General features: G+C 56.0%; 35 protein-coding genes. 6 read left to right on the top strand and 29 right to left on the bottom strand.

Annotation, left to right across the window (positions count from 1 at the left end; translation table 11 throughout):
* The first annotated feature begins 129 nt into the window (after positions 1-129).
* From AC50YL_RS02020 to AC50YL_RS02040, 5 genes are all read left to right on the top strand, one after another.
* Positions 130-948, top strand: a complete 819-nt coding sequence (locus tag AC50YL_RS02020; protein ID WP_494828899.1) for a ParM/StbA family protein — start codon at positions 130-132, stop codon at positions 946-948.
* On the top strand, positions 935-1156 hold the full coding sequence (locus AC50YL_RS02025; protein ID WP_494828901.1) for a hypothetical protein: 222 nt from the start codon (positions 935-937) through the stop codon (positions 1154-1156). The genes AC50YL_RS02020 and AC50YL_RS02025 overlap by 14 nt, the downstream gene beginning before the upstream one ends.
* A 213-nt stretch (positions 1157-1369) precedes the next feature.
* Entirely contained in the window at positions 1370-1828 is a 459-nt protein-coding gene (locus AC50YL_RS02030; RefSeq protein WP_494828902.1) for a hypothetical protein, read from the top strand.
* 34 nt (positions 1829-1862) lie between these two features.
* Entirely contained in the window at positions 1863-2537 is a 675-nt protein-coding gene (locus AC50YL_RS02035) for a M23 family metallopeptidase (RefSeq protein WP_494828904.1), read from the top strand.
* A complete protein-coding gene (locus AC50YL_RS02040) occupies positions 2534-4894 on the top strand; it encodes a hypothetical protein (protein WP_494828905.1) in 2361 nt (786 codons plus the stop codon). The genes AC50YL_RS02035 and AC50YL_RS02040 overlap by 4 nt, the downstream gene beginning before the upstream one ends.
* A gap of 380 nt (positions 4895-5274) precedes the next feature.
* On the opposite strand, the gene AC50YL_RS02045 is transcribed toward AC50YL_RS02040, so the two are convergent.
* A complete protein-coding gene (locus AC50YL_RS02045; protein WP_494828907.1) occupies positions 5275-5745 on the bottom strand; it encodes a hypothetical protein in 471 nt (156 codons plus the stop codon).
* A gap of 139 nt (positions 5746-5884) precedes the next feature.
* On the opposite strand from AC50YL_RS02045, the gene AC50YL_RS02050 reads away from it, so the two are divergent.
* Positions 5885-6157, top strand: coding sequence for a hypothetical protein (locus AC50YL_RS02050; RefSeq protein WP_494828909.1), 273 nt, complete (start codon positions 5885-5887; stop codon positions 6155-6157).
* A 54-nt stretch (positions 6158-6211) separates the two neighbouring features.
* On the opposite strand, the gene AC50YL_RS02055 is transcribed toward AC50YL_RS02050, so the two are convergent.
* The 28 genes from AC50YL_RS02055 to AC50YL_RS02190 form a co-directional block, all read right to left on the bottom strand.
* On the bottom strand, positions 6212-7141 hold the full coding sequence (locus AC50YL_RS02055; RefSeq protein WP_494828911.1) for a GH25 family lysozyme: 930 nt from the start codon (positions 7139-7141) through the stop codon (positions 6212-6214).
* Complete coding sequence (locus AC50YL_RS02060) at positions 7113-7604, bottom strand: phage holin family protein (RefSeq protein ID WP_494828913.1); 492 nt, start codon at positions 7602-7604, stop codon at positions 7113-7115. Before AC50YL_RS02060 ends, AC50YL_RS02055 begins: the two co-directional genes overlap by 29 nt.
* A gap of 42 nt (positions 7605-7646) precedes the next feature.
* The gene (locus AC50YL_RS02065; protein WP_494828915.1) at positions 7647-7835 is read right to left on the bottom strand and encodes a hypothetical protein; all 189 of its coding nucleotides are present in this window, start codon (positions 7833-7835) and stop codon (positions 7647-7649) included.
* Between the two features lie 3 nt (positions 7836-7838).
* Positions 7839-8144 (bottom strand): hypothetical protein, encoded by a 306-nt coding sequence (locus AC50YL_RS02070; protein ID WP_494828916.1) that lies wholly within the window; start codon positions 8142-8144, stop codon positions 7839-7841.
* Position 8145: 1 nt separating this feature from the next.
* Entirely contained in the window at positions 8146-9837 is a 1692-nt protein-coding gene (locus AC50YL_RS02075; protein ID WP_494828918.1) for a phage tail-collar fiber domain-containing protein, read from the bottom strand.
* Between the two features lie 2 nt (positions 9838-9839).
* Positions 9840-10406 (bottom strand): phage tail protein I, encoded by a 567-nt coding sequence (locus AC50YL_RS02080; RefSeq protein WP_494828919.1) that lies wholly within the window; start codon positions 10404-10406, stop codon positions 9840-9842.
* On the bottom strand, positions 10399-11526 hold the full coding sequence (locus AC50YL_RS02085) for a baseplate assembly protein (RefSeq protein WP_494828920.1): 1128 nt from the start codon (positions 11524-11526) through the stop codon (positions 10399-10401). Before AC50YL_RS02085 ends, AC50YL_RS02080 begins: the two co-directional genes overlap by 8 nt.
* On the bottom strand, positions 11513-11824 hold the full coding sequence (locus tag AC50YL_RS02090) for a GPW/gp25 family protein (RefSeq protein WP_494828922.1): 312 nt from the start codon (positions 11822-11824) through the stop codon (positions 11513-11515). Before AC50YL_RS02090 ends, AC50YL_RS02085 begins: the two co-directional genes overlap by 14 nt.
* Positions 11821-12231: a phage tail protein gene (locus tag AC50YL_RS02095; RefSeq protein WP_494828924.1), complete on the bottom strand. Its 411-nt coding sequence runs from the start codon at positions 12229-12231 to the stop codon at positions 11821-11823. Before AC50YL_RS02095 ends, AC50YL_RS02090 begins: the two co-directional genes overlap by 4 nt.
* On the bottom strand, positions 12228-12629 hold the full coding sequence (locus tag AC50YL_RS02100) for a phage baseplate assembly protein V (protein WP_494828926.1): 402 nt from the start codon (positions 12627-12629) through the stop codon (positions 12228-12230). The genes AC50YL_RS02095 and AC50YL_RS02100 overlap by 4 nt, the downstream gene beginning before the upstream one ends.
* The gene (locus AC50YL_RS02105; RefSeq protein ID WP_494828928.1) at positions 12623-13648 is read right to left on the bottom strand and encodes a phage late control D family protein; all 1026 of its coding nucleotides are present in this window, start codon (positions 13646-13648) and stop codon (positions 12623-12625) included. The genes AC50YL_RS02100 and AC50YL_RS02105 overlap by 7 nt, the downstream gene beginning before the upstream one ends.
* Positions 13645-13854 carry a tail protein X gene (locus tag AC50YL_RS02110; protein ID WP_494828930.1) on the bottom strand — a complete coding sequence of 70 codons (210 nt, stop codon included), beginning with the start codon at positions 13852-13854 and terminating at the stop codon, positions 13645-13647. Before AC50YL_RS02110 ends, AC50YL_RS02105 begins: the two co-directional genes overlap by 4 nt.
* Positions 13851-15884 carry a phage tail tape measure protein gene (locus tag AC50YL_RS02115; RefSeq protein ID WP_494828932.1) on the bottom strand — a complete coding sequence of 678 codons (2034 nt, stop codon included), beginning with the start codon at positions 15882-15884 and terminating at the stop codon, positions 13851-13853. The genes AC50YL_RS02110 and AC50YL_RS02115 overlap by 4 nt, the downstream gene beginning before the upstream one ends.
* Positions 15885-16041: 157 nt before the next feature.
* Positions 16042-16359 carry a phage tail assembly protein gene (locus AC50YL_RS02120; protein WP_494828934.1) on the bottom strand — a complete coding sequence of 106 codons (318 nt, stop codon included), beginning with the start codon at positions 16357-16359 and terminating at the stop codon, positions 16042-16044.
* 8 nt (positions 16360-16367) lie between these two features.
* A complete protein-coding gene (locus AC50YL_RS02125; RefSeq protein ID WP_494828936.1) occupies positions 16368-16895 on the bottom strand; it encodes a phage major tail tube protein in 528 nt (175 codons plus the stop codon).
* 18 nt (positions 16896-16913) lie between these two features.
* On the bottom strand, positions 16914-18374 hold the full coding sequence (locus tag AC50YL_RS02130) for a phage tail sheath family protein (RefSeq protein WP_494828937.1): 1461 nt from the start codon (positions 18372-18374) through the stop codon (positions 16914-16916).
* A gap of 2 nt (positions 18375-18376) precedes the next feature.
* Positions 18377-18637 carry a hypothetical protein gene (locus tag AC50YL_RS02135; RefSeq protein WP_494828939.1) on the bottom strand — a complete coding sequence of 87 codons (261 nt, stop codon included), beginning with the start codon at positions 18635-18637 and terminating at the stop codon, positions 18377-18379.
* Entirely contained in the window at positions 18634-19074 is a 441-nt protein-coding gene (locus AC50YL_RS02140) for a hypothetical protein (protein ID WP_494828941.1), read from the bottom strand. Before AC50YL_RS02140 ends, AC50YL_RS02135 begins: the two co-directional genes overlap by 4 nt.
* On the bottom strand, positions 19075-19647 hold the full coding sequence (locus tag AC50YL_RS02145; protein ID WP_494828942.1) for a phage tail protein: 573 nt from the start codon (positions 19645-19647) through the stop codon (positions 19075-19077).
* Positions 19644-19973 carry a hypothetical protein gene (locus tag AC50YL_RS02150; protein WP_494828943.1) on the bottom strand — a complete coding sequence of 110 codons (330 nt, stop codon included), beginning with the start codon at positions 19971-19973 and terminating at the stop codon, positions 19644-19646. Before AC50YL_RS02150 ends, AC50YL_RS02145 begins: the two co-directional genes overlap by 4 nt.
* A gap of 5 nt (positions 19974-19978) precedes the next feature.
* Positions 19979-20143, bottom strand: a complete 165-nt coding sequence (locus AC50YL_RS02155) for a DUF7210 family protein (protein WP_494828945.1) — start codon at positions 20141-20143, stop codon at positions 19979-19981.
* Between the two features lie 20 nt (positions 20144-20163).
* On the bottom strand, positions 20164-21198 hold the full coding sequence (locus tag AC50YL_RS02160) for a major capsid protein (RefSeq protein ID WP_494828947.1): 1035 nt from the start codon (positions 21196-21198) through the stop codon (positions 20164-20166).
* Positions 21199-21212: 14 nt separating this feature from the next.
* Complete coding sequence (locus AC50YL_RS02165) at positions 21213-21602, bottom strand: hypothetical protein (protein WP_494828949.1); 390 nt, start codon at positions 21600-21602, stop codon at positions 21213-21215.
* A 2-nt stretch (positions 21603-21604) separates the two neighbouring features.
* Positions 21605-22696 carry a head maturation protease, ClpP-related gene (locus AC50YL_RS02170; protein WP_494828951.1) on the bottom strand — a complete coding sequence of 364 codons (1092 nt, stop codon included), beginning with the start codon at positions 22694-22696 and terminating at the stop codon, positions 21605-21607.
* Positions 22650-24269, bottom strand: a complete 1620-nt coding sequence (locus AC50YL_RS02175; RefSeq protein WP_494828952.1) for a phage portal protein — start codon at positions 24267-24269, stop codon at positions 22650-22652. Before AC50YL_RS02175 ends, AC50YL_RS02170 begins: the two co-directional genes overlap by 47 nt.
* On the bottom strand, positions 24266-24619 hold the full coding sequence (locus AC50YL_RS02180) for a DUF6148 family protein (RefSeq protein WP_494828954.1): 354 nt from the start codon (positions 24617-24619) through the stop codon (positions 24266-24268). Before AC50YL_RS02180 ends, AC50YL_RS02175 begins: the two co-directional genes overlap by 4 nt.
* A complete protein-coding gene (locus AC50YL_RS02185) occupies positions 24531-26369 on the bottom strand; it encodes a phage terminase large subunit family protein (RefSeq protein ID WP_494828956.1) in 1839 nt (612 codons plus the stop codon). The genes AC50YL_RS02180 and AC50YL_RS02185 overlap by 89 nt, the downstream gene beginning before the upstream one ends.
* Complete coding sequence (locus AC50YL_RS02190; protein WP_494828958.1) at positions 26356-26907, bottom strand: hypothetical protein; 552 nt, start codon at positions 26905-26907, stop codon at positions 26356-26358. Before AC50YL_RS02190 ends, AC50YL_RS02185 begins: the two co-directional genes overlap by 14 nt.
* Positions 26908-26958 lie beyond the last annotated feature (51 nt).

Consider the following 26958-nt stretch of genomic DNA (forward strand, 5'->3'; position numbering starts at 1 on the left):
AGCTCTGGCAGAAATTTCGGAAACATGACCGAGCCGTACCCATAGGCTAGTGACATAACCAGTGACGTCACGACAGCATCTGCTAAGGTCCAGTGACGTCACGAGTGACGTCAGGAGGCGATTTACTCTATGGGCATTATTGCAATCGACGCCGGTGGTCATGAGACCAAAATCTATGACGGGCAGCGGTTTACACGGTTCCCATCCGTTCTTGGATACGATTGGCGTGAGCGAAACCTGCAGCAGCAACAAGGCGCATTCGATTTCGATTGGGAATACCGGGGGCAGCGCGGCTTTGCAGGCACGTTGGCGCTTTATGAGAGTGAATGCCCGGAAGCGCGGAAAGGCGAAAGCAAGGCGCACCCTGACGCACTACTCCGCGCGCTCATTGCGCTTCACCAATTCGCCGACGGTGTTCAGCATAAGATCGTCGTCGGGCAGCCGATCGGCATGCATAAGCCGGAAGAAAAAGCGCTGATCAAGGAAATGTTCTTAGGAGGCGACGGCCGGCATGAGCTGACGGTCAACGGAGTCAAAAAGGCAGTATGGATTACACGTTGCGAGGTGGCGGCCGAGGGGGTCACCGCCGGCCTACTGGTTACCGGCAGTGGCACGGTCCGCGTCATTGACATCGGCAGCGGCACGGTCAACTTCGGAACGCTGATTGATCGCCGGTTCAATGATCGTGGCAGCTTCACGCTTGCGGGTGGGCTTGAGACGCTGCGCGCGGTCGATCCGGCGGCATTTGCCCGTCAGATTGCGCTCAAGGCGCTCGCGGGCGGCTGGAAGGGGCAAGACGCTGTCTACGTCTGCGGCGGCGGCTGTGAACCGCTGCTTGAGCCGCTGCGGTCCTACTTCCCCAGCGCTCGTGCCATCGACGGCGATCCTGTTTTTGCAAACGTCCGGGCATTCTATCTGATCGCGAGGAAATTGTATGAAGCAAATTAAGAAGGTCCCGGTCTGTTTCAATATTCTCGACCCGGATCAAGTCCGGATGTTCGAGTGGGTGGGCAGCAGAAAAAACCGTTCAGGGTACCTGAAACGGCTGATTCAAAGGGATATGGACGGCGCGGGCTTGAGCAGATCAATGGCAGCGGCGGCACCAGTCAGGCAGGAATCATCGACTGAAGACTTCAATGCGGAGGGATTTATATGAAGGTAACGGTAAACGGGAAAGACGTTGCAGCCATGGCGCGGCGTGAGGAGCACTATTTTGAAGTCATATTAACGGCTGTCCGGATGGTCACAGGACTGGTTGTTCTGCTGATAGGCATAGTCGGCCTAGGACGCTGAGAGGCGGTTTACCCTCAGCTTATGCCGGGCGCCCCCCGGAAAATGCAAGTACATCAGGATTGGGGAGGTTTTATTTTTGGCGACGTTATCTGTCATGCCAACCGGATACCGAGTCAACTTTCGTGCGCCGGCTGCCGCCGTTATTCCGGAAGCTACTCGCCGGGCTATTATTGACCGGTTGCGAGCTGGCGCTATCGTGGTCGTTGAGCATATCGAGCGGCACAAGCTAATTTACCGGATCGGCGCGATCACCTTGACCGTCTTGCTCGGCGGAATTGGTCTCGAAACCGTCCACGCCACGAGCGGGATTGATGCCAGCGCGCAAAAACTATACCAACGTGTCATCGGCATCGGGAAATGGATCATCATCATAAAAGGCGCGTTCGATACGATCAGCTCCACTGTGCAAGGCGACTTCGTTGCTGCGCGGAAGTCTGGTCTTGCTTATATGCTTGTGTATGCCATTCTGCTGGGGCTTCCGTGGGCATTTAGCGAAATCGAAAAACTGTTCCGGGAGATGGGGTCGCCAACATGACAGGCGGCGCGGAGAGGAGTGCATCAATATGCCGATGAAATTTCGTATCTCATCACAATACGGCGTATTCGAGGAGGTCCGCGACGGCCGGATGCACACCGGCGTTGACCTGGCGATGCCGAACGGCACGGAGCTGCATAGCATCGCAGGCGGCACCATTGAACGCGTCGTCCATCACTCTGGCGGGCTTGGCAATGGCGTCTACGTCCGGACAGCTGATGGTGATGTCCATGTATACGGTCACCTGAACAGTGTCAGCGTCCACCAGGGCGACCACGTAGCGGCCGGCGACCTGCTCGGCTTCAGCGGGAACACGGGGCATAGTACCGGCCCGCACCTTCACTTCGGACTGATTCACAACGGCCACGCCGCGGATCCGGCATCCCTAGTCGATGCCGTCCAGCATTTCTCCGGGGAGATCGCCGGCCCCTCTATTCTCGGCGTCAAGGGTCCGGCCACGATGTTCCTCCAGCACACGGCCGCCGGACCGATCACGAAGTACATCGCCCACAGCATGACGAATCACGTCCTCCACTGGCTTCACGATGCCGGCATGATCCTGCTCGACCTGAGCTATGGCATCGGGCTGATCAGCTGCAGCGTGCTTATCATTCTCGGCGTGCTAGGGCTGCGCAGCGGGTACCGCTGGTCTGGACTTGTGTTCGGCGTGTACTCGCTCATACGGCTGCTGGGAGGCGGCGCATCATGAAAGGCATTCCATTGACCAAAGTGCTGCAGGTGACGCAGCCGGAATATGCTTTCCTTCGGATCAAGCCGAACAACGCCGTCCGGAACCAGGGAACCGACAAAATCGCCCGCGCGATTGCCGCGCTCTACAAGACGGCGCTCGCGAACGTCAAGATCGAGGAGCACAAACTGATCCGGGCATTCGGCCGGGAATTCATTCTCGGGACCCGATACCGCTACACGCTGCCGGCCAAGGTCGCCTATTACGTCTACATGGAGCAGCGCAAGGTCGAATTCTATTTCATCGTGCCGCGGCAGCACCTCGGCTTTCTGCGGGAGAAGATGTCGGATGTATGGGGCGCGGTGACGATCGAGGAAGTGCAGGAGTTGCCGCAGTTCGGGCCGCGGGCCGCGCGCTATGAGCTGCTTTATGAGAAAGAAGATCCGCTCAGCTTGGCCGTCGACCGGCGGAGCAACGATCTGCTGAACAGCAATCTAAACGCTGTCGAGTTGCTGGAGGAAGGCGACCGGCTGGGGATCTTCTATAACTTCATCCCCGGCAGCCAGATCAGCTGGCGGCATCTCTACAAGGCGACGATCGACAAGGTGAACCGCCGGCTGCCGGTCGAGCGGAACAAGATGGGCCTCGCCTACGCCGCCAAGTATCTGCTGGCCGCTGGGAACGCCATCTTCCGCGAGATCGCCGAATCTCTCAGCAACGGCCGGAAGTCGGCCGCCGGCGGCAGCGACGTGCTCGAGGGATTAATCGACCGTCTGCACGGCGCCAGCCGGGTCAGCGAGAACACGGCCAAGAAGGCCCGGGCAACCATCATCGACACGCAGATCGTCGTCATGGCCGAGAGCTCCGACGTACTCCGGCAGCGGAACGCGGCGCGCAGCCTGGCACAGTCGTTCGATACGATCAGCGACGACAATCAGCTGCAGTACCGCCCCTTCCGCCGGCAGTTCCTATTCACGGACCGCGACATCCGCGCGAGCCGGAACAAGGTCGGCGATCAGGAGGCGCAAAACTTCATTGCGCTCGCAGGCCGGGATCTGCTCGAGCGGTACAGCTTCATGGACCGGGTCGAGACGCAGGAGACGGAAGTGCCGGACGATCTCAAGGAAGGCGTCATGTGCATCGGAGAAAATATTTACAGGGGGAATGGACAAATGGCATATCTATCCGACGACCGGGAGTTCCGCAACCTAACGACCGTCCTGATCGGCCCAACGCGGGCGGGCAAGTCGACGCTGATCGGCAACCTGAGCCGCGATGGGATCGGCGCCGGCGAGTGCGTGATTATCTTCGATTTCGTCGGACAATGCGAGTTGAGCCGCGAGGTGGCCGCGGCGATCCCGCCGGAGCAGACGCTGATTATTGAGTGCGGCGATATCCGGAAGATTCAGGGGATCGGGTATAACGAGGTTGGCGTCAGCGCGGATCCGTTCGAAGCCTACGACAATGCCAAAAAGCAGACGACGCAGCTGCTAACGCTGGTCAATTCGATTAACGCGGAGGAAACGAAGCTGTCGGCCAAGATGCAGCGGTACCTTGTCAGCGCCTCATTGGTCGCCTTCATCAGCGGCGGCAGCGTGCGGGACGTGTTCGACTGCCTGCAGGACCATGAGGTCCGCGCGCGCCTGATTAGCGCCGTCCCGCGGCCGCAGGCTGACAACCTGCGGAAATACATCCGCTGGCTCGGGGAGATCAACGAACGCGACAACAAAACAGGCGCCATCGTCGGTACCAAGGACACGTACGTCGTCGGGATCATCGATCGGCTCAACCAGCTCGAGCAGAACGCGTATATGGAGCGCATGCTTGATAAGGGCACCGCGGGCAACGTGGACCTCGTCAAAGAGATGCAGAAAAATCAGTTGATCTGTATCCGGATGCCTTCCGACATGTTCGGGACCGATGGGGAGCGCGACGTCTATACGACCTACTGGAGCACAAAGATATGGCTCGCGCTCCAGATGCGCAGCAAGCGGCTGGCCGGCGACCGCTCCAAATACGTCAAGGTCAATCTGGTCGTCGACGAGCTTTATCAGGTCCAGCATACGGAGCAGTTCATGCGCAGCAAGCTGAGCCAGTACGCGAAGTTCGGGCTCAAGCCGATCATCTCCGCGCATTACCTGAACCAGATCAAGCACATCCGCGACGAGCTGCGTTCGGCTAATGCGAGCTATATGCTGATCGCCGGGTGCGACAAGAAGAATTTTGACGAGCTCAAGAGCGAGCTTTATCCGTATCAGGAAGAGGATCTGCTGAAGCTGCCGCGGTACCACAGTCTGAACCTGATTAAGAACAAGGACGGCTATGCGCGGTTCATTACCCGGCTGCCGCGTCCCGTATCGAACGGAGGAAAACCATGAAGCTAAAGTTCAACCCGCCACTCAAACCGTGGCTATATGAAAGGACTTGTGTTATTTGCCATAAGAACTATAATTCGGCCGAAAAGCATAATCATATTTGCGGAATGTGTTCCCAAGATAAATCTCAGAAAATCCGCCCGATGAAGCCAGCTAGCTACTGGCAGAAACGATCGCACGGGGAGTGCGTTCGTCGCGGGAAGCCCCGCAATAAACCGCTGAGGTGATAGCATGAAGCGAGTTGTGATCGGTATGAAAAATGGGCAGCCGTACGTGATCAGCAAGCCGACGAAGGTGGAAGTGGTCTTCCGGCAGGAGAAGAAGCGGAGCTTTCGGAAGGTTGTGCGGACGCTTATGTACCGTATCAAAACAAAAGTCGCGGGTTAACCCCCGCGACTTACATCCTCAGACATCAAAAATGAATTGATTTCGTCGAGCGATTTCAAACTTATAACCTCGATTTCATAGTCGTCGTCAGCCTCATAAGGCAACTTAATAATTTTTACGCTCGTCGAGAAGAGAGTGTAAATATATAGCCACCCTTTAGGTGTTGTTACTTTGTATTTCAGAACCGGGGCATCGCCGATACATTGACTCACATATTTGAAAATGTTGTCTGTCCAGCCCCAATTATCAAAGTGTTCATCTAAGACTTTAAAAAGAATCTCTTTCTTTAATGGATCAATTGAGATCTGTTCTAAACAAGAAGCATGGAAATAATACTTGCCGTCTAACACAATTTCTTCATATCTAACACCGTGACAGTGGTAGCACACTCTGGGGTTAATGTCTTCCAATAGTTTGCCCCGCCCCCGATATTTTTCGGGAATTTCTTCTTCCTGTATATTCGGCATCCAACCTACTCCCCCTGTAATAAAGATGGTCCAATTGTAATATACAGGAAACAAAAACGTCAAACTGGAAATTTCAATTCCCGGTAAGGTATGATCGTGATACACTGGAGAAAATTAGGACATTTGTAGGAGGGGTAATATGTCATTGGAATCTGTTACGAATACCGAAACGAAGAAGGAACAATACGATCGTGAAGATCTGGAATTGCGGCGTGAAATTGCAATGTCCCATCCCACTGGAAAGTTTTTAACGATTGCTGGATTTTGTAGCTTTATCCTCTGCCTTCTACTGACCTTCTTCTTCGACCGCTCTCTTTACCCCTCGGTGTTCTTCAGCTTGATCGTACTTGGACTCGGTGAAATATTGCTGGTTCTGCAGAAAATCCGTGTTGATATGGAGAAGAAAGCATAAGCACATAGAACGACAAAAACCCCGCCAGGCACAAAGCGCCCGCGGGGTTTCGTTTTACTTGTATAGGTATACCTTCTGCGTGAGGCCATCCCACGAAACCAAGCCCCCCAGCAGCTCCGCCGCCGACCGGATGCCGACGTAAGTGCGGCCGTCGATCAATTTGAAGGCCGTAACTACCTTGCCGTCGACGTATGGCGTCGCCTCTGCTGCTCGCCACTCGACCGAGACGCCGAGCGCGTCGCCCAATTGCCGCAGCGGGAGATAGACATGGCCGTCAATCATCCGGCCATACGCGACCAACTTATCGTTGACCACGATCTTGATCGTGTCCTCGGCCGTCGGCTGCGGGATCCCCGGCACCCCGGCATACTTGTCGAAGAAGGCTTTCTCCATTGCATTGACGTCGACATTCCCGACGATGCCGTCAATAGCCCCGCTCGATGTATACTGGAACGCAGCCCACTGCGACCATGTGCTATTCGCCATCGGCGTCGTCGCCCCGTAATGCGCGATCCAGAGCGACCATTTACCGAGCGCCTTGCCCAGGTAGGAGCGCGCGAAACTACCGCCGGAATAGATCATCGCCGGATGCCCCGTAAGCCGCTCGACCTCCTGCAGCCACGCGACGCACCATGTCGTCAGCGCCTCCGCGCCAATCTTCGATGCCTGCCCCTCCACGTCCAACGCATGCGGGAAGTCGGCGTCGAAACCTTTGACCGTTTTGGCGAAGTGCGCCGCCTCCGCCAAGGCGCTGTTCAGTTCCGGATGAGCGTAGTGGTAGAAGCCCATCGCGAGGCCCGCGGCGGGGGCGCCTGTCGCGTTATCGGCGAATTTCAGGTCAATGCCCGTCTTTCCCTCCGTCGCCTTGATAAACGCCCCTGCGACGCCGTCAGCCTTGACCGCGGGCCAATCGATCTTACCGCGGTCGTTCTGGTAATGCGAGACGTCGATGACCTTAAGATTTGTCGGACCCTTTGCCTGCATTGTCGGTCACATCCTTCCCGTCGCCTTTTTCAGCGAGTTGCTGCAAAAAGCTCTTGATTTGACTCGGCAACGGAACGCCAAGTGTCCCCAGGTTCTCGACAACGGACAAACCTTCGCGTCCGCCGTAAAAGTAAATCGCCGCCGTGCGGAAGATAGGCGCACCGGTCTGCATCCAGTCGTCCAGCATGGCAGCCAAGCCCACGACGAAGAGGACGGTGATCTTCCGGATTCCACCCCAGAACATGATATCGCTGTTCAGCGTTTTCGTCTTTACCGCTCCGAGGACGCCCGTTGCGTAATCGGCGAGCATGAGGGCCAGCAGCACTTTGAGCGCCATATCCCAGCCGCCAAGCCACTGAGACAAAACCAATCCGACAGCTGCTGCGGTCGTCCCGAGCGCCGTTTCTTTTCCGGTTGCTCCGATTGCTGCTGTAAAGATCGTCGATCCTGTTTCTTTGATCATCCTGACAATCATCCTTTCTTTGGTCAAATAAAAAAGCCCCGCTTACGCGGAGCCCTCAGCTGCCGGAGCGATGTCCGGCCGTTTCGTGTAGACTTCTGCAAGAACAAGTTCGCGATCAGCTTCCGCCAAGTTGTAGCTGCTGACGATCGAATCGATGTCGCCTTCACTCGCAGTGAATCGTGTAATGCATGCATTCGCGATGATGCGGATCTGGTACATTGGTTTCGCCATGGGTTACTCACCTCCTCCCGCGAAGATGTCGGCAAGCGCGAGCTCAACGTCTGAAAGCCGGGAGGTCAAATCTGCATTATCTGCCTGTAGCTGCTCGATTTGAATCTGCTCTGGCGTCTTCGACGGCTTCGGATATTCGAACCGGTAGAAATCCGTTCCGTCGTACAATACGCCGTAGCCGCTCGGCAGGTCGATTACAGCGGCCGGTAGCTCCTCGACGACGACGAACTCTTTGAGAATCTCGATATCCTCTGTGTAATCAGGAAGGACGCCCACCACCGTACCGTTATCAATCAGAATCGCAAACATATTAACCGCCCCCTACAATGTCATATTGATATGAGATATTCTTAATTCCTGCACCGACCCCAACGCCGTTTCCGTTCGTACCATTCGCCCGAGCTCGAAGCGCCAGATATATTGGCCCAGGCTTGAGCACTCGCATGATGAACGAATAGGAAGAATACCCGTTGCCTGCCGTTTGGACCAAATTGACTTGCGATACCGAGTAATTATTCGTTGCCATGTCGCCGTCGCTCTGATTCCCTAGTCCATCCGCAATGACGTTGCTGTCCGGCATTTCCGTTCCGATAGGCGTCAAAGTGTCCAACGGCAGGATTACGCTACCTGAGCCATTCTTTGAAATGGACGTGTTGACGCTCGGCGCGGCATAGCCCAATGTGCTCGACCCGCCTTTCAACATTTGTCCCGAATCCGCGATAACGTAAAGGCTCGTCGTAGGAGACGACCCGGACGCGACTGGTTTCATGTCGAAGGCGACTCGAATTTCACCCGGATGGGCCGCGAAGAAAATAGAAACTAGCTTGAGTTGTCCCGAGCCGGTCGATAATCGTTCGGTCGCGTCCGTTCTTTGTACCGTGCTGCTTGCTCTGTATAGCAATCCGCCCACTGCCTGCCACCCCGTTCCGTCCCAAAATTCAAGCGCCCCGTTATTTACCCGCGTACGAATCGCATCCGTAATGCCATAGCCGGCCAACGTCGTCGGCTTGCTCGTCAACTCCGAGAAGGCAACGTTCCCCCATGCCGCACTCCCCGCCGTTGACCCCGCCTTCAAAACCTTGGCACTGTTCGTCGTGCCGGTCGCGGGAACGTGCATATTTCCGTCTCCAGAGGGATGCACATAATTGGTCGCGCCAGTGGCGATGCCGTCGAGCTTCGCTTTGTCCGCTGCCGATTGAAAGCCGGCCACTGAAGTTGTGGCGACAGCATGCGCCGTCGTTCCGCTCGAGCCGATATGCGAGTTCAAATCCTCCAACGTTCTGGCCGGCGCGGTGTACCAGTTCGACTTGCCCGTGATTCGCTTGATCATGTTTGCGAGCTTTGACCAGAGGCGCGTCGGGGTATCCGCTCCTGATGCAGCTGAAATCGTGTCATCCACGGACCGATTACCGATGACCGAATCGGTTGCGGCTCCCGGCGTAATCTTATCCGTCGTTACTGCGCTGCCAGAAAGATGCTGCGTCTTAACCGACCCGTCCGGGTGATCGAGCACAGCCGCCGACGTATGCGCCTGAAACTCGTCGATCGTCACGAACACCAGGGACGTATCAATCGTTGCTGTCACGCTGCTGGCATTGCCGATTATCGTAAGGACGTCGATATATTTCTCGATCGCGTCGCTGCCACCGGTACCGGGAGGGATGAAATCAGCGCTTGAACCGGCGTTCCCGTACAGGTACAGAATCTCGCCTTCGTCAGGATCCTGCGCGAAGACACCGAGCTCACGGAAATAGAACCCCGTGCCAATGGCGGCGTTATTCATTTTCACGCCGACAACGGCTTTCCCGCCTGGCAGTGTCGTAACTTTGACGATATTGAGGGTCGCTTTTTGATTGACCATTGCGGTCATCGACTCGATCGGACCGGACAGCGCGCCGTCACCCATCGCCATCCGGTTATAGTGAAGGGTGCCGCCCGCGGCCAGCTTCGCCTGCAGGGCGATACCCTTGTTCGTCAATTTGAGGCCGTTGAATACGCCCATAATCAAGCCCCTTCCTGTTTCAACGTAATGTGATCGCCGGTATGGACCGCGAAGCCGAAATACATCGGCAGCTCCGATGTCTCCGTCAAAATGATAGCCTCCAAATGGGAGCTTTTCCGCTTGACCGAGTCCAGGGCAGCAATGAACTGCTGCGCCTGCGTGTCACTGATCGCCGTGTTGCTCGAGATGACCCGGAACATATTCGGCTCCCCATCGTACTGGAACCATTCCTCGACCTCGCCGTCACCGAAGACGGTCTGAATAAGCTCCTCGACGGCCGCGGGCGTCCCTTTGGTCTGATGCCATCTGCGGCTGTTCTTGATCAGCTCCCGCCGGCGCTCGATCGGCAGCGACTGGTCGTAGAAATCAACGTGGAATTGCCAAGCCAGCTCGTCGGCCTCTTCATCCGTGAGCGAGTCAAGATGGTCGAAGATGCTGAGCTGCGCGATCATGGCCGTCGTTGCCTGATGCTCGGCGTCAATCGCGCGGGCCGCCGCGGCGATTGTCGGATCCGCAGCGAGATTCGGCGGCAACAGATCAAGAAGACTGACATTCGCGAGATTAATCATCGACCAGCCCCCCATATGTGCGCGTAACGGTACCGGCTACCGCGATCTTGGTTTCGTCAACGGCCGTATATGCCGGGCTCGTCAGGTTGACCCGGTATGCCCCGGCCACCATCAGCCTGCGGACCAGCTCCGACGGGTTGATATCGCGTCCCAATTTGTTCTTCTGCCATACAATGAATTCCGCTTCCGCTTGCTGCACCGCGGCTTGGATCGCGGCTTCCTCCGCCGCCCGGCCGCGCTCAATAAAGTACGCATAGGTGATCGTGTACGCCTGCGTCGCTGGCGCGACCACGGTCACATAGTCGTTCATTGGCCGGATTGCGCGATCGGTAAAAATCGCGGCGACGTCACTCAGTATCTCGGCACTTGGAATAACCCCGCCGGCGAGCAGAGGTGATATTTCAATCGTGCCGGGCGATGCCGACAAAACAGCGACGTCGATGATTGCCACGTTTGCCGACTTCGCCCAATATTTGTACGCTCCTTCCGGGCCGGCTACCGAGAAGGACTCCGGCGATTCATAGATCCGCTGGCGGAACGCCTCGTCCGATTCTACGTCCGCGCCTCCGCCGCTCGCCGTCGTATTTACTGCTCCGGAAACGAAGGGAAGGTTGCTGTCGACAAGCTGATTAATCTGGCCGGCAATAAAGCCGTTCCCTGGAACCCCGTCGGTCGTGCATGTCGCGGACACATCCACCGCCGTACCGCCCGCCGCGATCGTAACGGTCTTGTTCGTCGCGAAATACATCTTCGGCTCCGTCTGCGTGCTTACGCGCGTCCCGGCAGGTATTGTGATGACCGAAGACTGCGGAGCGGATAAGGTGAATCGGAGAATCGTGAACGCGGCCTCAGCGGCTAACCGGGTAGTATGGCTGAAAGCGCCGAGATGATCGAGCCAAGGGCCAGCTGCGTATTTGAGCAGCGTCGCTTTGCTGACCTTGTTGATCAGCGCCCGCTGCTGTTCAATTATTGTGGCAAGCGAATTTAAAAATAGGCGCTCTGGATTTCCCGGAGCGATCGTCCGGCCAGTGAGCGCCTCGTATACGGTTATCATATTCGCCAGCGTTTTCGCGACGTCTTCGTCTACCATTTGGATATCGGGTAAATCAACCAGGGCCATCAGAGGATCCCTCGCTTTCTACGGGCTCAAACTTCACTCGCGGTTTCAGCACGCCGTTGAGCTCTTCTTCTGGATCGAACGTCACTTCCGAAACCCGTACGCGCGGTTCGTAGGTTTGCACAGCTTCCAAGACTTGCGCGGCGAGCAGCGCCTTCGCGACCGGAATCGGCTGGTCGACGACCGTGTAGTCGATTCCGAAGTTCCTGTCCAGCGGCACCGAACCCTTCGGCGTAGAGATGATCAACTCCACGTTCTGCACGATCTCGGCCGCGCCATTAGCGCCGATTGTAATGGTCATCGTTTAACCTCCCGTACGTATTCCTCGATCGAAACGTTTGCTGACGCCCTCGCCAAGAATCCGCTACTATCTACCTCTTCCCAGTTTTGGACCACGCTTGTAACGACCCAAAGTCCTACTCCAAGAGGCTTGCCCCCGATGACGAGCGGGACAGCGCGCCCGTCTCGCTCGAGATCAACAAGGGCATCGAGTTCCTTTCGCGGGTTGATTCGGAGCGACCAGTCAAACCGCATATTGAAGCTGATTGTATCCAGCCCCGGGCCGACCCGCTGAGTCAACGGCTTGCTGCCGAGGACGTCGTGTTTTGCCCAACGTCCTGCAGTCGTACGGGAAAGCCCTGAGAAGGTACGAATCGCTTCCTCGCTTACGACAAAAACGATGTTTCCAAGTGCTCCGATCTTGTTCACGGTATGCTCCCTCCCGGATAGGAAATCGAGTCAACCGTCAGCCCGCCGGTAATCTCGACGCCGCCCGCCGCATGAATGCGCAGGACGCCCGCTGAGCGATCGAAATAGACGTGGCTCCCATCCTCCAACCAAACACCGCTTTGCGCCGCATTCGTCGAGGGTGGCGCCTGAGCCGCGTTATAAAACGTGCCGAGGACGAAGCCGGTTCCGAGTCGGTCTCCGAGAAAGACACAAAGCACTCGATCGTTTACCGACGGCATCGAATAGCAGCCATTCTGGACGATCACTGGCAGCTCTGCGCTAACCTGGTCATCGTGGTCGTGAAACGCGACCCGCACGGAGCCGGCGGCCGGGTTGGTCGAGGAAACAACGCCGACGCGAATCAAGTTGTTCACCATCCCAGCACCTTCCTCAATTCGATTCTGGTCCCGTACCCGTTTGGATCCACAGTATGGACCGCGCTATCAATAATGTACTTCCCGTCAAACCGCCCCCAGCCGCTGAGCAGCAGCGTCAGGCTGGTTGACATCCGGGGATCTCCCGGGAGCGTCAGCGAGGCTCGGCCATAATTCTTGTTTTTCTCCCGCAGCTGGTTTCGCGCGATCCGCAACGCCTCTGCCTGCGAAGATGCGCTCTCGCCGTTGAGTTTGAGGACCGGGCCTGCCGACGGCGCCCCGGGAGGCGTATAGAGCACCTGAAGATTCTTATCCGTCTTCGAATCCCAGTACGTCAGCTGACATGCGCGATAAGCCGCGTCTGTAGCGCTCCAATTGAATGAATAAGAGATGACGCCAGCACCGCGGGGAATCGTAAGGGCAGGAGCCTGCTGCTCGTATTCACGTTCGTCAAATAGGATCAGGCTCCCGTGCGCGATCTTCACGGCGACGCCCTCCTGCTGGCATTGCGCGAAGAGGAACGGGAGGTCCGCCTGTTCGGTCTGATCGACCCGTTCATAGGTTGGATTCTCGTCAAACTCGTACAATAGCTTCAGCTTCGCGCGCTTCGCGATGTCTGCGGCAATCGACTTCAACGTAACCTTCTCCCATGACCGCGTGTTCTTCTCCCGGCGCACGCCCGTGCCCGCCGGCAGCGACAAGGCGCCGATCGTGACCTGATCCGGCGGCCCGCTCATTTCAAGCGTGTCAACCTCGAACGTTCCGCATGGGAACAATTCGAATTTATTCGGTCCGAGCCAGTTAATGGTTTTCAGTCGGACATCGATCGTATCGCCTTCCGTCGGACTCCAATCGCCTTGCCAAAGGCGTTCCCGATCTTCCAGTGTGATCTGCAGGTCATCAATATCCCCACTAGGTGCATCCGTGTATGTCAAGGAGAGAAGCGATTGCGCCAGCGACTCCGAGATATCTTTGCCATTGTAGTTCACCTGGAGATCAGCGCGACGAGCAAGCTGTGTCATCTACCATCACCGCGCTTCCATGGCGGCAGGCTCGATGTATATTCGATCGGTGCCGGCGGCGTTTCAAGTAGGATCCCGCTGCTGAACACTGCCGTGTCCGAATAATTCGGATTTGCATTGATGAGAAGCGGCATGAGCGTCTCTTTCCCGTAAACTTTAAAGGCGACACCATCCCAGGTATCGCCTTGAATTGTTCTATAGGTCATTGTGCAAAGCTCACCCTCTTCTTCCGAGCCAAGATTGCTTCTATTCTGCGTTCCAATTCCGCATTGCTTGCATTAAGAGCGGCCTTGATTGATGCTTCGTCTGCATTTCCTTGGATGACAATAGATGGATTATTGTGAATGACAATGGGCTGTCCGCCATCGGAAGAGGGGAGCAACCCCATGTTCCGGCCGGCCGCCGCCCACATTCCACGAGATTGAGATGAATTGTTCTCTGGTATGACCCACTCAGGCGTTCCGCGTTCAGCAATCCAGGACACCTCCGGCGAAGTGACCCGGCCGCCGTCGCCACGCAACCCTATCTTGCCTAACATTTTGTGGGCCCAGCTTCCACCACCGTCGCCATCCCCGCCGCTAAGTGTGGTCTCGCCGAGCAGAGGCTTGTTCGGGTCGGAGTTTTCAGCGCGTTCAATGAAGCTCGAGACGCTGTCCAACTTCTTCTCGCCGTCAATGAATCTTCCGAAAATCGGAATTTTCGAAATCAGGTCCGCCGATCCGTCCTTTATGCCTTGGGCTATGCCTTGCAGAATACCTTGACCAAGCTTAAACCCTATGCTGACGAACGCAGGTGTAGAAGCTTCGAGAGATTTCGTCATAAAGCCAACGACCTCGGATGTAACTCCTCCGACTTGATCCTCGCCACCACCGTCCCACCATGTATCGAACGCATCCCAAAGATCGTTAATGATGAAGTCGACCTTTCCATACAGCGTACGTGAATTAAAATCCTTATTGTTCAAGTAGTGTGTGTCGAAATACTTCTCAACAGCAGCAGATGCCGATTCCATAGAGCTTTGTATTTGAGGAATATTCGATGTAACGAATCTGGATGCGGCGTTGGCCAGTTTACTGATAATCGGCATCGTGGGGAGCAGCGCAGACAATTTCAGTGTGTCGATCGCGCTGGTGAATTGCTCGACTGAGCCCTTTGCGCCATTCATCTTGTCCGTAGCTACCTTGAGCGCAGTGACATTGGACATGTCCCGTTGAAACTGTTTGACTCCCTTAGATCCAGCTTTAAAAAGCGATGATGCCGCTTTGACTCCATCTGTACCGAACATCTCCATCATCTTGTCGGTCATGGTTTGCTCGTCCATACCCGCGAAGGCATCGTGTAACACTTCGGCGATTCCGGCGATGTCCTTGATCTTGCCTTTGTTGAAGAACTTGTTCGCCTTCCCGACCCCGATGCCAAGCTGATTGAAAAGCTTGGCCGCTTTCGCCGTCTGTGGCTGCAAATACATCAACATGCTCTTAAAACTTGTGCCGGCATCCGACCCACTCTTTAATGCATCATTTGACATCAGACCAATGGCGGTATTGAAGTCTCGAAAGGATAGTCCAGCCATATTGGCTACAGCTCCACCTGAAGCAAGAGCATAACCAAGTTCATGTACATCCGTCGCCGCGGCGTTAGCTGTCCCTGCCAAAATGTCAGAAACTTCGGCGGCGGATATTGCGTCCTTCTTAAACGCATTAAGAGAAGTCGCCATCGTCGAGGATGCCTCTGACAAATCTAATCCTGCAGCCGTAGCGAGATTCAGTGCTGCATCTAGTCCGCCTGCTTCCACAGCGGCCGGAGTCAAGCCGGATTTAATTAATTCTTCAATCGCCTGCGCCGTTTCAAGGGCCGTGTACTTCGTTCTCGCGCCTTGTTGTAGAGCGAGCGTCTGCATTCTGGCCATTTCAACAGTTGAAGCCTGGGTCAATGCTTTGATTGACGCCATTTGAGCTTCGAAGTCCATCGCCTTATGAATTGAATCGCTAATCTGTGACCCGGCTACGTAAATCCCACCGGCTATAGCTACCCCGGCGGCAAGACCAGCAGCGCTGCCGATTGATGTAATGCCGCGGATAATGCTCTTGCCAAACCCTCCCGACCCGACTTGTTCAAGATCATGGAGTTTACGCTCTAGGGAGCTGATCTTCTTCTCGGCATCCGTAAACGTCCGCGAAAATTTCGCCTCTAATTCGGCATTGAGCTTAAACGCTAACTCGTAATCTTTCGACATTACTGCTGATCACCTCCACCGACGTTATTCGCAGCAATGTTCCATTCGATCGCCTCGAGGATTGGCATATTGGTGTAGTAGTGCACCGGCGACAACGTCTTTCTGGCTAAAGAGATGAACCATTCTCGGATAGAACGCTCCCGAGAACCGTCCATCCCTAATAGAGCAAAAAACCTTGTGCCGCCAGAGTCAAAGACGTAAAATCTCGCGCCGGTAATGCGCAGATCAGTTCGACAGGAACGCCAGCCGCAGCTGCTACAATGTAAACCTGGTAAGCCTTGGACGTCTCTTTCACCAATCCCTTGATATTCGATTCGGCGACGAAACGGCGCTCAGCTTGGAGAATGTCCTCGCCAGTCAGCCGGTCGAAATCCAATGTCAGCGTCGTGATTTCCCTCTCTTCAAACTTAAAAGGCCGACGCAGGGTATAAACCCTCTCGTCGGCCACTTCTGCTTGCTTGTTTTCTTCGCTCATGTCATCCCTCACATTCCAAGGTTGTTACGGCGCTGCTCTAAATAATTCACGCCGTTGACCTTAAAGATATAATTGAATCTGTCGAATTCAAGGAGAGTCTGTCCATCGATCATGACTTTCACATAGGACACTTCAAATTCATTGGAAGTATCCGAAGTTCCGTTCGTCACAAGCTTTCCGAGATCGAGCTTTTTAGCCATCCCACGAATAGCAATTCGTACTGGAACTTCCTTTATGCTGCCGGAAATATTATCAAACACCTGCATCGAACCACGGAAATCTAGGGCGTGTCTTACGGGAGAAAGCAGGCGTACTGCATTTCGCTCAATTGTCCTCCACGTAAAACCACACGTCAGACTACTGAAGTTACCTGGAGAGATGCTGTCATATTCTCCAGGAATACCGGCACCGGATATAGTCGTCGTTAAAGCTTCGAAGCTTGGAAGTGTTACTTCATCGGAAATACCCAAAAACTCATTTCCGTTCATGTAAGCCGACATTCCATTAAACTTCTCTGAAATCAGAGCGCGGTTCATTTATTTCACACTCCTTTCTTAGGCTGTCGGGAAGAGCCCTTGCAGATATTGCGGATCATATTCGAGAACAAAGCTGATCTCTTGCGCTGGCCCTGGCGGAGTCACGTAGAGATGGAACTTCACCCGACCATCCATCAGATCGGCGTCGTTGTTCTCGCTCTTGTTGAACTCCACCCGGCCGCCGAGGATCGCTCCGGCTGCCTGTAACCCGTTCAGCCATATGTTAATGCTGTCCGTAACCGTCTCGATCAGGCGAGCGTTGAGGGGCGCGTCGACATAGCGCCAGTACGTTAGGATGATCTGATTCGAAATCCAGTTCATCATGCGACGGATGGGAATGAACGCCTTGACCGGGTCCGTCTCGACAGGGTAAGCCGCGGTGCGGTTGCCCCAAGAGCGGAAGTTCCCGACGAAATTGAGCGCCGTCATGATACCGTTGGCATTCAGGTACTGCGCCTGATCCGGCGCCAAGAACAGCGGGATGCCGCCCTTCTGCACAACACCGTCAACCTTCAGCGCCTGGTTCGACGCGGAGACGTATGGAATGCCGTTGTTCGCAGCATCCGTCGCCATGATCGCCGCGGCCAGATGGGAAGAGAAATTGTACACCTTCCCGCCGAAAGACAACCGCGGATAGCCCGGGATCTGGAATTCCGACCCGATGCTGTTGGCGTTCTTCCACGCCGGCGCGTCGGCATAGGAATTGATGTCCTCGACATCGAGGTCCACGAGCGTTTGCGCCTTGAAATGCCCGTTGATATTGCTCCCCTTCGCGGCCATGACGGAAGCGAGGATCGGGTCATTCGTGTATCCAGGCGCAAGCAGCAGCCCGGGAACGAGACCGAAGCGCGGGAAGATCTGATTGATCAATTCCAATCCGGTCGCATTACCGTTCGAGGAATCGACGCCACCGATCAGATCCGCGGTCGTAACGGCATCGGAGCTCACCTTGTCATAGCCGATCTTGAGCGTCGTCACGTTGGTCGGGATGGTTCCGCCGGCCTTTACCGTGACGACCAGTTTGCCCGCGGCGTTGTACCCAAGCGTAAAGTCCGTACCCTCGGTGTAGGTGGTCGTGCCTCCCTGGTTCTTGACAACGATTCCCGCCTTCAGCGCTCCTTCTACATTGATCGCCACGGCTCCCGAGGTGACGGTCATGTCGGCCGGAGCAATCGTAAGCTTATGCACCGAAGGATCGAGCACATTAATCAGTACGGCCGGCGATTGCCCGTACAGGTTGAAAATCGTGTCGATGCTCTCGCAAAGCGTAAAGCTCGACCAATTTTCGCTGTATCCGAACGCGTCAACTGCCTCCTGGCGGTTAAGGACCAGCACCGGCTCATTCACCGGGGCGGAGCTACGTTTGGACAAATGCACCGGCGCGGTTCCGAAGATGACCGGGACCGTCGGGAACGCGCTGGTATTGACGCTGACAGTAGGTGTCGGAGCCTCGGTGATTTCAATTCCGTGTCTTTCCATGATCAGACTCCTTTCATAACCTCATTGGCTTCGTGCTGAGGCGTGCCAACCGTCTCGATCAGCACTCTCGTTTCGTTCAGCTTATCGAGATCCACGATCAGCAGCTCGATTTCGGGATGAGCAGCGAGCAACGTCTTCAGATGCTCCGGAATCCCGTTTTTGAAGACGTGGAATTGCGTCAGCAACCCGTCGCTTAAACTCGGTCCGACATAGATCTGCTGTGTAATCGATGGCGGCTCCTTTTTTGGTTTCGCTTTGGTCAAATCCCTTTCACCTCCTCGAGGATTGACGGGAGAATCCATCTCAACCGGACCTCACCGTACCACTCTGGCTGCGGCTGGCCGACGTCGAAGAATTCCCAGTCGTAATCCTCCAAACGATATCGAGCATCGAGTGTCCGCCGGGTAAGCAAGTCGAGTCGGACCTTTTCCATGAGATGAAATACTTCTTCCGCACCGCCGTTGTCATAACCCTCAGACTGTGCGCCGAATATTACCGATAAATGCGCGCTTGCTCCCTCATCGTCAGCCGAATCATTGCCCTTCGAAGGCACGATGATGACGAAATCAAAACGCGATTCTTGCGCCTTCACAGTGGTCGCTGTCTTCTTCGGCAGTGCAAAGAGATGCACTCCAACGTCGGCTCCGAGCACATCGATCAGCCGACGTTGTAACGCGCGCATAAGCATTACAATCGTCATTTAAATAGGTCCCCCTTCCCCTAGCCTGCGTTTCAACTCGTGCTCAAGCCGTTTGCTCATTTCTTCTTTGGCGATTTCAGTGAGCGAATCAAGGACACCTTGATCATTGATCATTACAGGAGCTGCCGGACCGTAGACCTCCTCGATCGGCAACCTTTTTCGGCCAAGGCGTTTAAATACTCCGATATGCCCGCCGCTGCCTACCTGAGCGACGAATCCGCCCCTTAAAGGCTTCAATCCGTTCTTCCGGACAGCAGCTTTCAAGTATTTCGGCGGCTTCTTCCATCCAATTGGCTTGCTCGGCGATGACCGGAACCGGATCAGCGGAATATTCCCGCTTTTCCACCGGACCTCAGAGCTCGGATTGTTCAAGCTCCCCCGCCGTAATGAGACATTCCGGCTGATATCCTTTGCCTTCGCATAATACTTCTTCCGAACCTCGCGACCAGCCTCGGTCTTTACCCGCTGTGCAACTCGGTTGAGAGCGGAATAATATGCCGTACGAATGGCCTTATCGTCCTTCTTGAGCTCTTGAATAGCGCGACGAAGGGCGGAGGTTTCGAAATGAATCATGTAGCATTCCTCTCGATCGTGACCTTGTAGAGGCCGTCTTCGTCAGCAGCGCCTTTTACCAGGAAGAGCTGCCCGTCAAAGTCCATCTGCTGATCCTCTTCGGGTCGGTACTGTAATTCCAGCGGATCCACATAGAAGATGATTTGACGAACAGAAACCCCCTCCGCATACGAAGGGGGATGAGCGTTGTAGATATGCGTACCTTCCTGGTCGCTCTCCACGACGACCCGGACGCTGCGGCCGTCGATGTTATGAACCGTCGCGAACTCGTCCGGGCAAAGGAAGGTTGATTGAACGTCGAGTGCCATTTGGTCTCGGAAGTTCATCGGCCCTACTCCTTGGCTTCGTCTTTCTCCGGTTTAGCAGCTGCTTTTTCCTCGACCACTTCCAAATCGAGAAGGCGTTGCGCCTCGTCTTTCTTAAGCCCGGAGATTTCATCCCCAGGCTCATAGTTCTTTCCATTGTGGAGGACTCTTTCAAGAGCGATATAGGACATTTCCGTTTTCTCCCTTCGTTTTAGAGGACCTTCGCGACATACCAGCCGCTTACGTTAGCCGGCACGGCCAGGGGACGGGAGAGCAGTTGCAGCCAGCGTTGCGCAGGCTCGACCGTCACCCACGATTGCGGAATGATCTCGCCACGGGCATAAACGAACTGCTCCGTCTTCTGATCCATGATGATATTTGCGCCATAGTGAAACGTGAATTTGTCACGCGTGGACAAAATGGCGATGTAACCAGCTGGGATAAACGGTTGCTCGACGCCGGTGTCGTCCGTATAAGTGCCCGTGTAAGAGTAGATGTCTAGGCCAACATCCCGCAAGCGGCCATGGTAGGTTACGCCGTCTGGCAGCAGGGTTGTGTCGAGGTTGCCGACGTCTACGCCCTCGTTTTTCGCCAACTCGAGGATTTTCGGGTGCCGCATCAGTGCGACAGCTGCATTGTAGTCGCACAGAACGATATTAGGCGTCGGTGCGTTTCCGTCCAAGATCGCTTTCCGTTTGCCTGCAAGGAACGCGATCGGATCGGCAGCGGAATTGCTCCACAGGTCCGTACCGGAAAGCGTGATTTTGTTCGTGAAGTCGTAGTCAATTACGTTGCTGACGCCTTCGCCGATCTGAGTCACCTTGCCGGTAAACATGAGCGTCGCCGCCTGCTCGACTTTCCGGCGTGTAATGGTGTCTTGCAGCTCAATAAGGTCGCGAGCGATCAGCTTACGAGCCCGAGATTCAGCCGACTCCGGATTGATCAGGCTCTCGCCAGCCTGGCGGACCTTCAGGTCGTTCACCGTGATTGGCCGTGCCGGTTTGATCAGGGCCGGCTTGTACTGCTTGGCTTGGAAGCCCGTGCGCAACACAACTTTGCCCGGTTGCAGCTCGGAGACATACGGCGCGATCGGGTGCTTACCCCTCATGGTCTGGATCTCGACCCATTCCGTGTCGAAAGACTCGCCAGTTTGGAAGAACGTGTCCAGGATGTACGTGCTGGAAGCCGGAGCCTGCTCGATGACCTTCAGAAGCGTCGGGACTGCATAAATGTCTTTGTATGCCACTGGTTGGTTCCCCCTTATCCTACTACTCGTTTGGTATAGATCTTCGCGCTGTTGAGGGCGGCTTCATGCGTAGCGATTGTATCGGTGCCGCCGAATGTAAGGGCAGCACGGTTGAATTCGCCTTGTACATATGCGGTCGCCCGAACTGCAACCGAGCGCGCATCGACTTCAGCATCCGCCAAGACCGCTACCGGAACTTTGTCCGGCGTGCCTGCAGCTTGAGAATTGACGATTGTGCAAAGCCAAGTACCGTCGGTGGCGAAGCCAGTACGCGCAAGAACAGCGCCGCGCTGGAATACCGATGGCGCTCCCGTGCTGATGATTACGGACTGGGTGACGACGTCCTGGACCATTCCGGCAATCAGGTTGTCAAATCCATCGACTGTATACGGTTGGATAGGCATGATTACTTACCTCCTCTGATCTTTTTCATTTCAGCTGCGATTGCATCAGCCTCAGCCTGCGATGTGGCTTCCGCGCTAGGCGTCGGCGTCGGACCTTCCGCAGGCACAGCGGCGGCATTGCTGGCGGCAGCATCAGAGGTCCGTGCTGCTGCTTCCGTCACCATGCGTTGTTTCGAAGCCGTGACAATCTCAACGGCAGCTTCGGCGGCCGTCTTACCGTCTGCAATTGCTTTGGCGACGATGTCGGCGGCTCCCGGGGCATCAGCCAGCGCATTCAGCGCCGAGATCCGAGAACGCTCCGCGTTCTCGCCCTCGGAGAATGCAGCCTTGTAAATATCGGGGTATTTCGCTTTCAGTTCTTCCAAATTCACGATATCGTCTCCTTTCGCGCTTGGTTGCGCTGGTTCTTCGTGCTCGTCTTCCGTTTCTTCGTCCTCTGCTTCTTCCGGTAGCTCAGGTATGGAAGCGAAAGCCCGCAGATCGAAGCGGTGGCCGTTGAAAGTCGCGACCCCATTGCTGATGGAAGCCGAAACTTTCAACTTGCGATCCACCTCGTCAGCGAATCCTTTGGTAATAGCGTCGTCGGCCGTCAGCCAGGTCGATGCATCGAGCATTGCCTTCAGCTCGTCACCTTCCTTCCCAGTCCGCTCCTGGTACACCGAGATGAGCGATACCGCGATCTTATCCAGCACATCGGCCGTCTCCCGGAAGTCCTTCGCCTCTCCCATCGCAATGGTCCAAGGGTTATGAATCATGATCATCGCCCCAGTGCCCATAATGATGTTGTCGCCGGCCATGGCGATGATGGACGCTGCTGACGCTGCCAAGCCATCCACTCGGACGGTCACGGTCGCGCTGTGATCTTTCAGGTATTGATAGATCGCCAATCCGGCGAACACACTGCCGCCAGGGCTGTTGATACGGACCGTGATGTCGGAGACGTTCCCCATGCTCTTCAAGGCACGCATGACGCCTTTCGGCGACACGGAGTCGTACCACCAGGACTCCTCGTCCTCGATCGGTGCATAAATCGTCAGCTCAGCGGCGCTATTGCTGACCTTTTTTGCCTGGAATATCGGAGTCGTCTTCTTCATCGCTGTCTTTGCTGTCATTGGCACTTTGTTGTTCACCTCCTTTGCCGAGTATCACTTTACCATCACGGCGCATGCTTTCCTCTCGAACGCGCTGCTCGTGGTTTTGCTCGAAGTCGCCGCCGGTAAGCTCCGCGGTTTCTCGTTCACGCGTGCTGAATCCCTCTTCGACGCGGATCTTCGCCGCTGTCGCCTCTTTAATAGGATCAAGCTGGCCTTGAGACGGTCCGTGCCATTCTGCAGATGTGTAAGCTTTGAATATGAGCGGATCGTCAAAGAGGCCGGGAGCATTGATCCGGCCTTTCAGGACAGCGTCCACGAACCATTCCTCGTAAATTGGCTGGCAGAAGTCCGCCGACATCCACGCGCGTCGCATACGGAACATCTTCCAGGCTTCCAGCAGGGCACCGCGGCTTGCCGAGTACGATGCTGTGAAGTGCCTAATCAGCAGCTCGTAAGGCAGTTCCAATGCGGCGCCGATCTGGCGCACTATCGACATCACAAATCCGTCAAAAGCAGTGTTCGGCCGGCCCGGATTAGCGATCGTCGCCTTCTCGCCCTTTTCGAGAAACTGGACAGCGCCATTACCTAGCCGTAGATCCTGATCCGCAGATGACGGGAGAGGTTCTCCAACGGTGCTTGCGTACTGCTGCTCATAACCTGGCGTCTCAACAGCCAAGCCGAATTGATCCGCATCGTCCGCCTCAGTCTCGATGAAAACAGTGAACATCCCCGAAATCACGGCGGCCATCAGCTCGGCATCCGTATACCGTGCGACCTGCTTTAAGGCTTCAATAACCGGGGCAAGGATCGGAACTCCTCGGCGCTGCTCCGGCCGCTCAGACTCCATCAGATGCAAGAGATTGCGCCGGCCTGATTGGTCACCTACAGCCTGTACACGGGTCCATTTTAGCGGCGTGACATTCAGATGATTGATGCCGCCGGGATGCGTGCTAGAGAACCAGTAGGCGACGACACGACCGGTCGCGCTCGCTTCAACGCCGTATTTGATGTCTTTCCCTTTCACATCCGTTGTCTCCGGCGTGCTGCAGCGGTCCGCCTCGATGAGCTTGATTCGCAAATCATAAACGCTGTGCTTCTCCGGCGTAAGCGGCAGCAGTGCGAAGACGTCGCCCGATACCATCCAAGACAAGAAAGCGAGCTGCTGGAGCTCATAAAAGTTATGGAGTCCAGATGAGTCGCAATATTTTGAATCAGCCCATAGTGCAAATTCAAGTTCGATGTTCCGTTTCAGAGCGGCGGCTTGTTCATCGGAAAGCTTCAAGAGCTTTTTGTCCAGAGTAGGTTTAAGCTTAAGCCCTGTACCTACGACATTTGTCCGAAGCGACTTGATAGCCCCGGTTGCAAGCGGAGCCCCCATGAATAAATCGCGGGTCCGCGGCCGAAGCGTCTCGAGGTTTTCGTGAACGTCGGTGTCGGCATCGCCGGTTCCGGGGTTCCACTCCTTGAGCGACTTCTTCCGCCGACTTGCTCCGTGATCGCCATAGCCCTGATTCCTTACCGGGGCCGGATATCTGCGGCCAACCTTTGCATAACCAGAAGTGCGTTCGCTCATAGATCAAGCGGAAGATACCGACGGACCTTTCGCTTAGCCGGCATCCCGGACGCAGCCCGCTGGCAGGCATCGACCTGAGCTTGCCAATAACGAATCTGGTCCATGACTTCCTTCACGTTAGCCCGGGTCAGCGACCGCGTCCCGATCGTGTATGATTGGCCGGTCGATATTGCCAGGTTGGCGGCGATCCAGGCGTTAAGGTGCTGCTGAGCCTGTTCGAGGGTATATAACGGCAATTTCCTTTTCACCTCCTTCATCGGGTCACAAGCTGCTGTCTGTACCTCGTCGCCTGTTCTTCGGTGGAGCTGGCGGAGGTCCACCTTCACGCATAACCGGCGGCAGCGGTGCATCCAGATTCGGATTCAGCATCTCAATGGCCGCCCGGTTGTACACGGCCAAATCGAGCGGCTCGTTTCGGGCTTTGATTTTGACCCAAACGTAGTAAGGGACGCCCATACGGACCCGCTTCTGCAGCTCTTCCGCCGTCAATCCATCAAAGTACTGCCGCTCGTAGCCCCTGTTCTTCTCTGGCGTTGTAAGAGGAAAATGGCAGTAGCCGCTCACTCGCTGCCCGAATTCGTCCACGAGCGGCACCTTCAGCGAGCTCATCACCTTCGATTTGCCTTCGTCGACGCCGAGTCGCACCACGGTCGCCCGATAGCGATTATTGGTAGAGGTTCCGGCGATCAACGGCGTATACGTGCCGTCACCGGAGCTCTCGCCCTTGATAGCGAAAACTCGGCGCGCCTCACGCTTCTTGCAGAACTGATAGACTTCGTTGGTAAAGTGACCGCCGGAGTCCATGCAGGTCGTCGCAATTCGGAATCTGCGGCCTTCGCCGTCCAGCCAGCTGCGCTGTAGGAACTCGTCGAGGTCCGTCCAGACCTGCGTCTGCTTCAAATCGCCATAGATGACATGGTACTGAATGCGCCAAGACTCATGCCCCGCGCCCCAGCCGGTAACCTCTACCTCAAACCGGTTATCCTGCGTATCGACGGCTGCCGTGAGGATCTTGACGCCTTCCGGCACGTCGGAAAGGTACAATTCCCGCCGATTCATCAGCGCTTCCTCGTCTAGCCGCTCGCCTTTCTCCTCCCAGGTCTCCCCGAGTGAAGTATTGACCCACGCCTTGAGCATTTCCGGGCCGCCGCGGTTCGCCTCTTTGAATTCCTCGATGATGGTCTCCCAATGCTTCCACGGGCTCGCAAGCTCGTTCAGATGGAAGCCGCGGACCTTCCGGTTTTCCTTCCGGGCAATCCACTTGCCGGCGAGCATGCCGGCCTTCCACTCCTGCTCAGAATGAAGGCACCCGCAACCCCGACAGACCATCGATATCGATTCGAACTGAATTCGAGACCACTCAAGCGGCTGCAACTCCTCGCAGCTGGGGCAAGGTAAGCACCACTGTTCCATGCTGCTGTTCTCGTAAGCCGTCTCGATTCGGGAGGCGCCTTTGACGGTCGGCGTGCTGACCATGATGCGCTTTCGGTTATGGAACGTCGTGGTCCGCTTCGTCACGAGCGTAACCGGGTCGCCCTCCGTGCCCGCGGAGACTGGGTAACGGTCCACTTCATCAAGCAGCACGACGCGGATCGGTCGAGACGCCAAAGAAGCCGGAGAGTTGGCCCCGGCCATGGTGACGTGCCCGCCGGGGAACGTCTTGTGCAGCATCGTGTTCCCGGCATCGCGCGACTTGGTGTTCGCCATTTTCTTCTTCAGCGCCGGGCTATCCCGGCACATCGGCGCCAGCCGGTCCTTCGAGAAGGCTTGCGCCATCTCCAGCGTCGGCTGCACGACCATGATCGGCGACGGGTCCTGGTCAATGTAATACCCGAGGGCGTTCAACTCGATCTCCGTCTTTCCGACCTGCGCCGAAGACATGACGACGACCGTCTCCGTCTCGTCATCGTTCAATGCATCCATGATCCCGCGCTGATACGGCGCCCTGTCGGTCCGCCACAGCCCCGGCTCCGCCGATGCCTCCGATGACAGCCGGCGGTGCTCATCGGCCCACTGGGATACGGTCAGCTGCGGCGGCGGTGCGACGGCGCGCGCGATGCGCCTGAACAGGGAAGCCGTTCGTTTTCTACTCTGCGACATCAGGATCAGTCCTTGCGCGCTCCTCCGCGAACCGCTCGGGATCGTAATCGGCCAGTTCGGCGAGCGCTTCGTCTGTCGCGGCAACCAGCTTGCCCTTGATGACGTTCAGCTCGGCAACACCGACGAGTTCAGGGGCAATACGCATCGGAATGGCACGGATCCGCTGCCGGAAGGCTCCGAGCATGTCGTTCATGACGGCCTCGACGTCCTCCGCGTGATGCATTTTACCCTGCATTTCGAGGAGTTCCAGCGAAGCCTTCTCCTTCTTGATGCGCTCGTGCTCCGTTTTCTCGTCCATGAAGCGCGGCCGGTCGTCCTGTTCCTTGCCGCCGGCGACATGCTCGCAGTACGCTTGAACCGCCTCGGCCAATAGGTACTTGCCCCGGGTGCCGGCAATCTGCTTCAGAACCTTATCGCGGGTCAATTGGCGTATCCACTGCGGCGTTTTGCCGACGATTGCGGCCAGCTCGGACGTGGAGACTTCCATGTCCTGCGGCTTCGTACTTGGCGCCGGCGGTTTCGTTTTGGGTTTCGCCAATTGCACCCTCCTCGCTTTCGCTTTAGGCTTCGTCTGCATATAAAGGAAATT

It is taken from the genome of Paenibacillus sp. J22P277 (assembly GCF_059383675.1).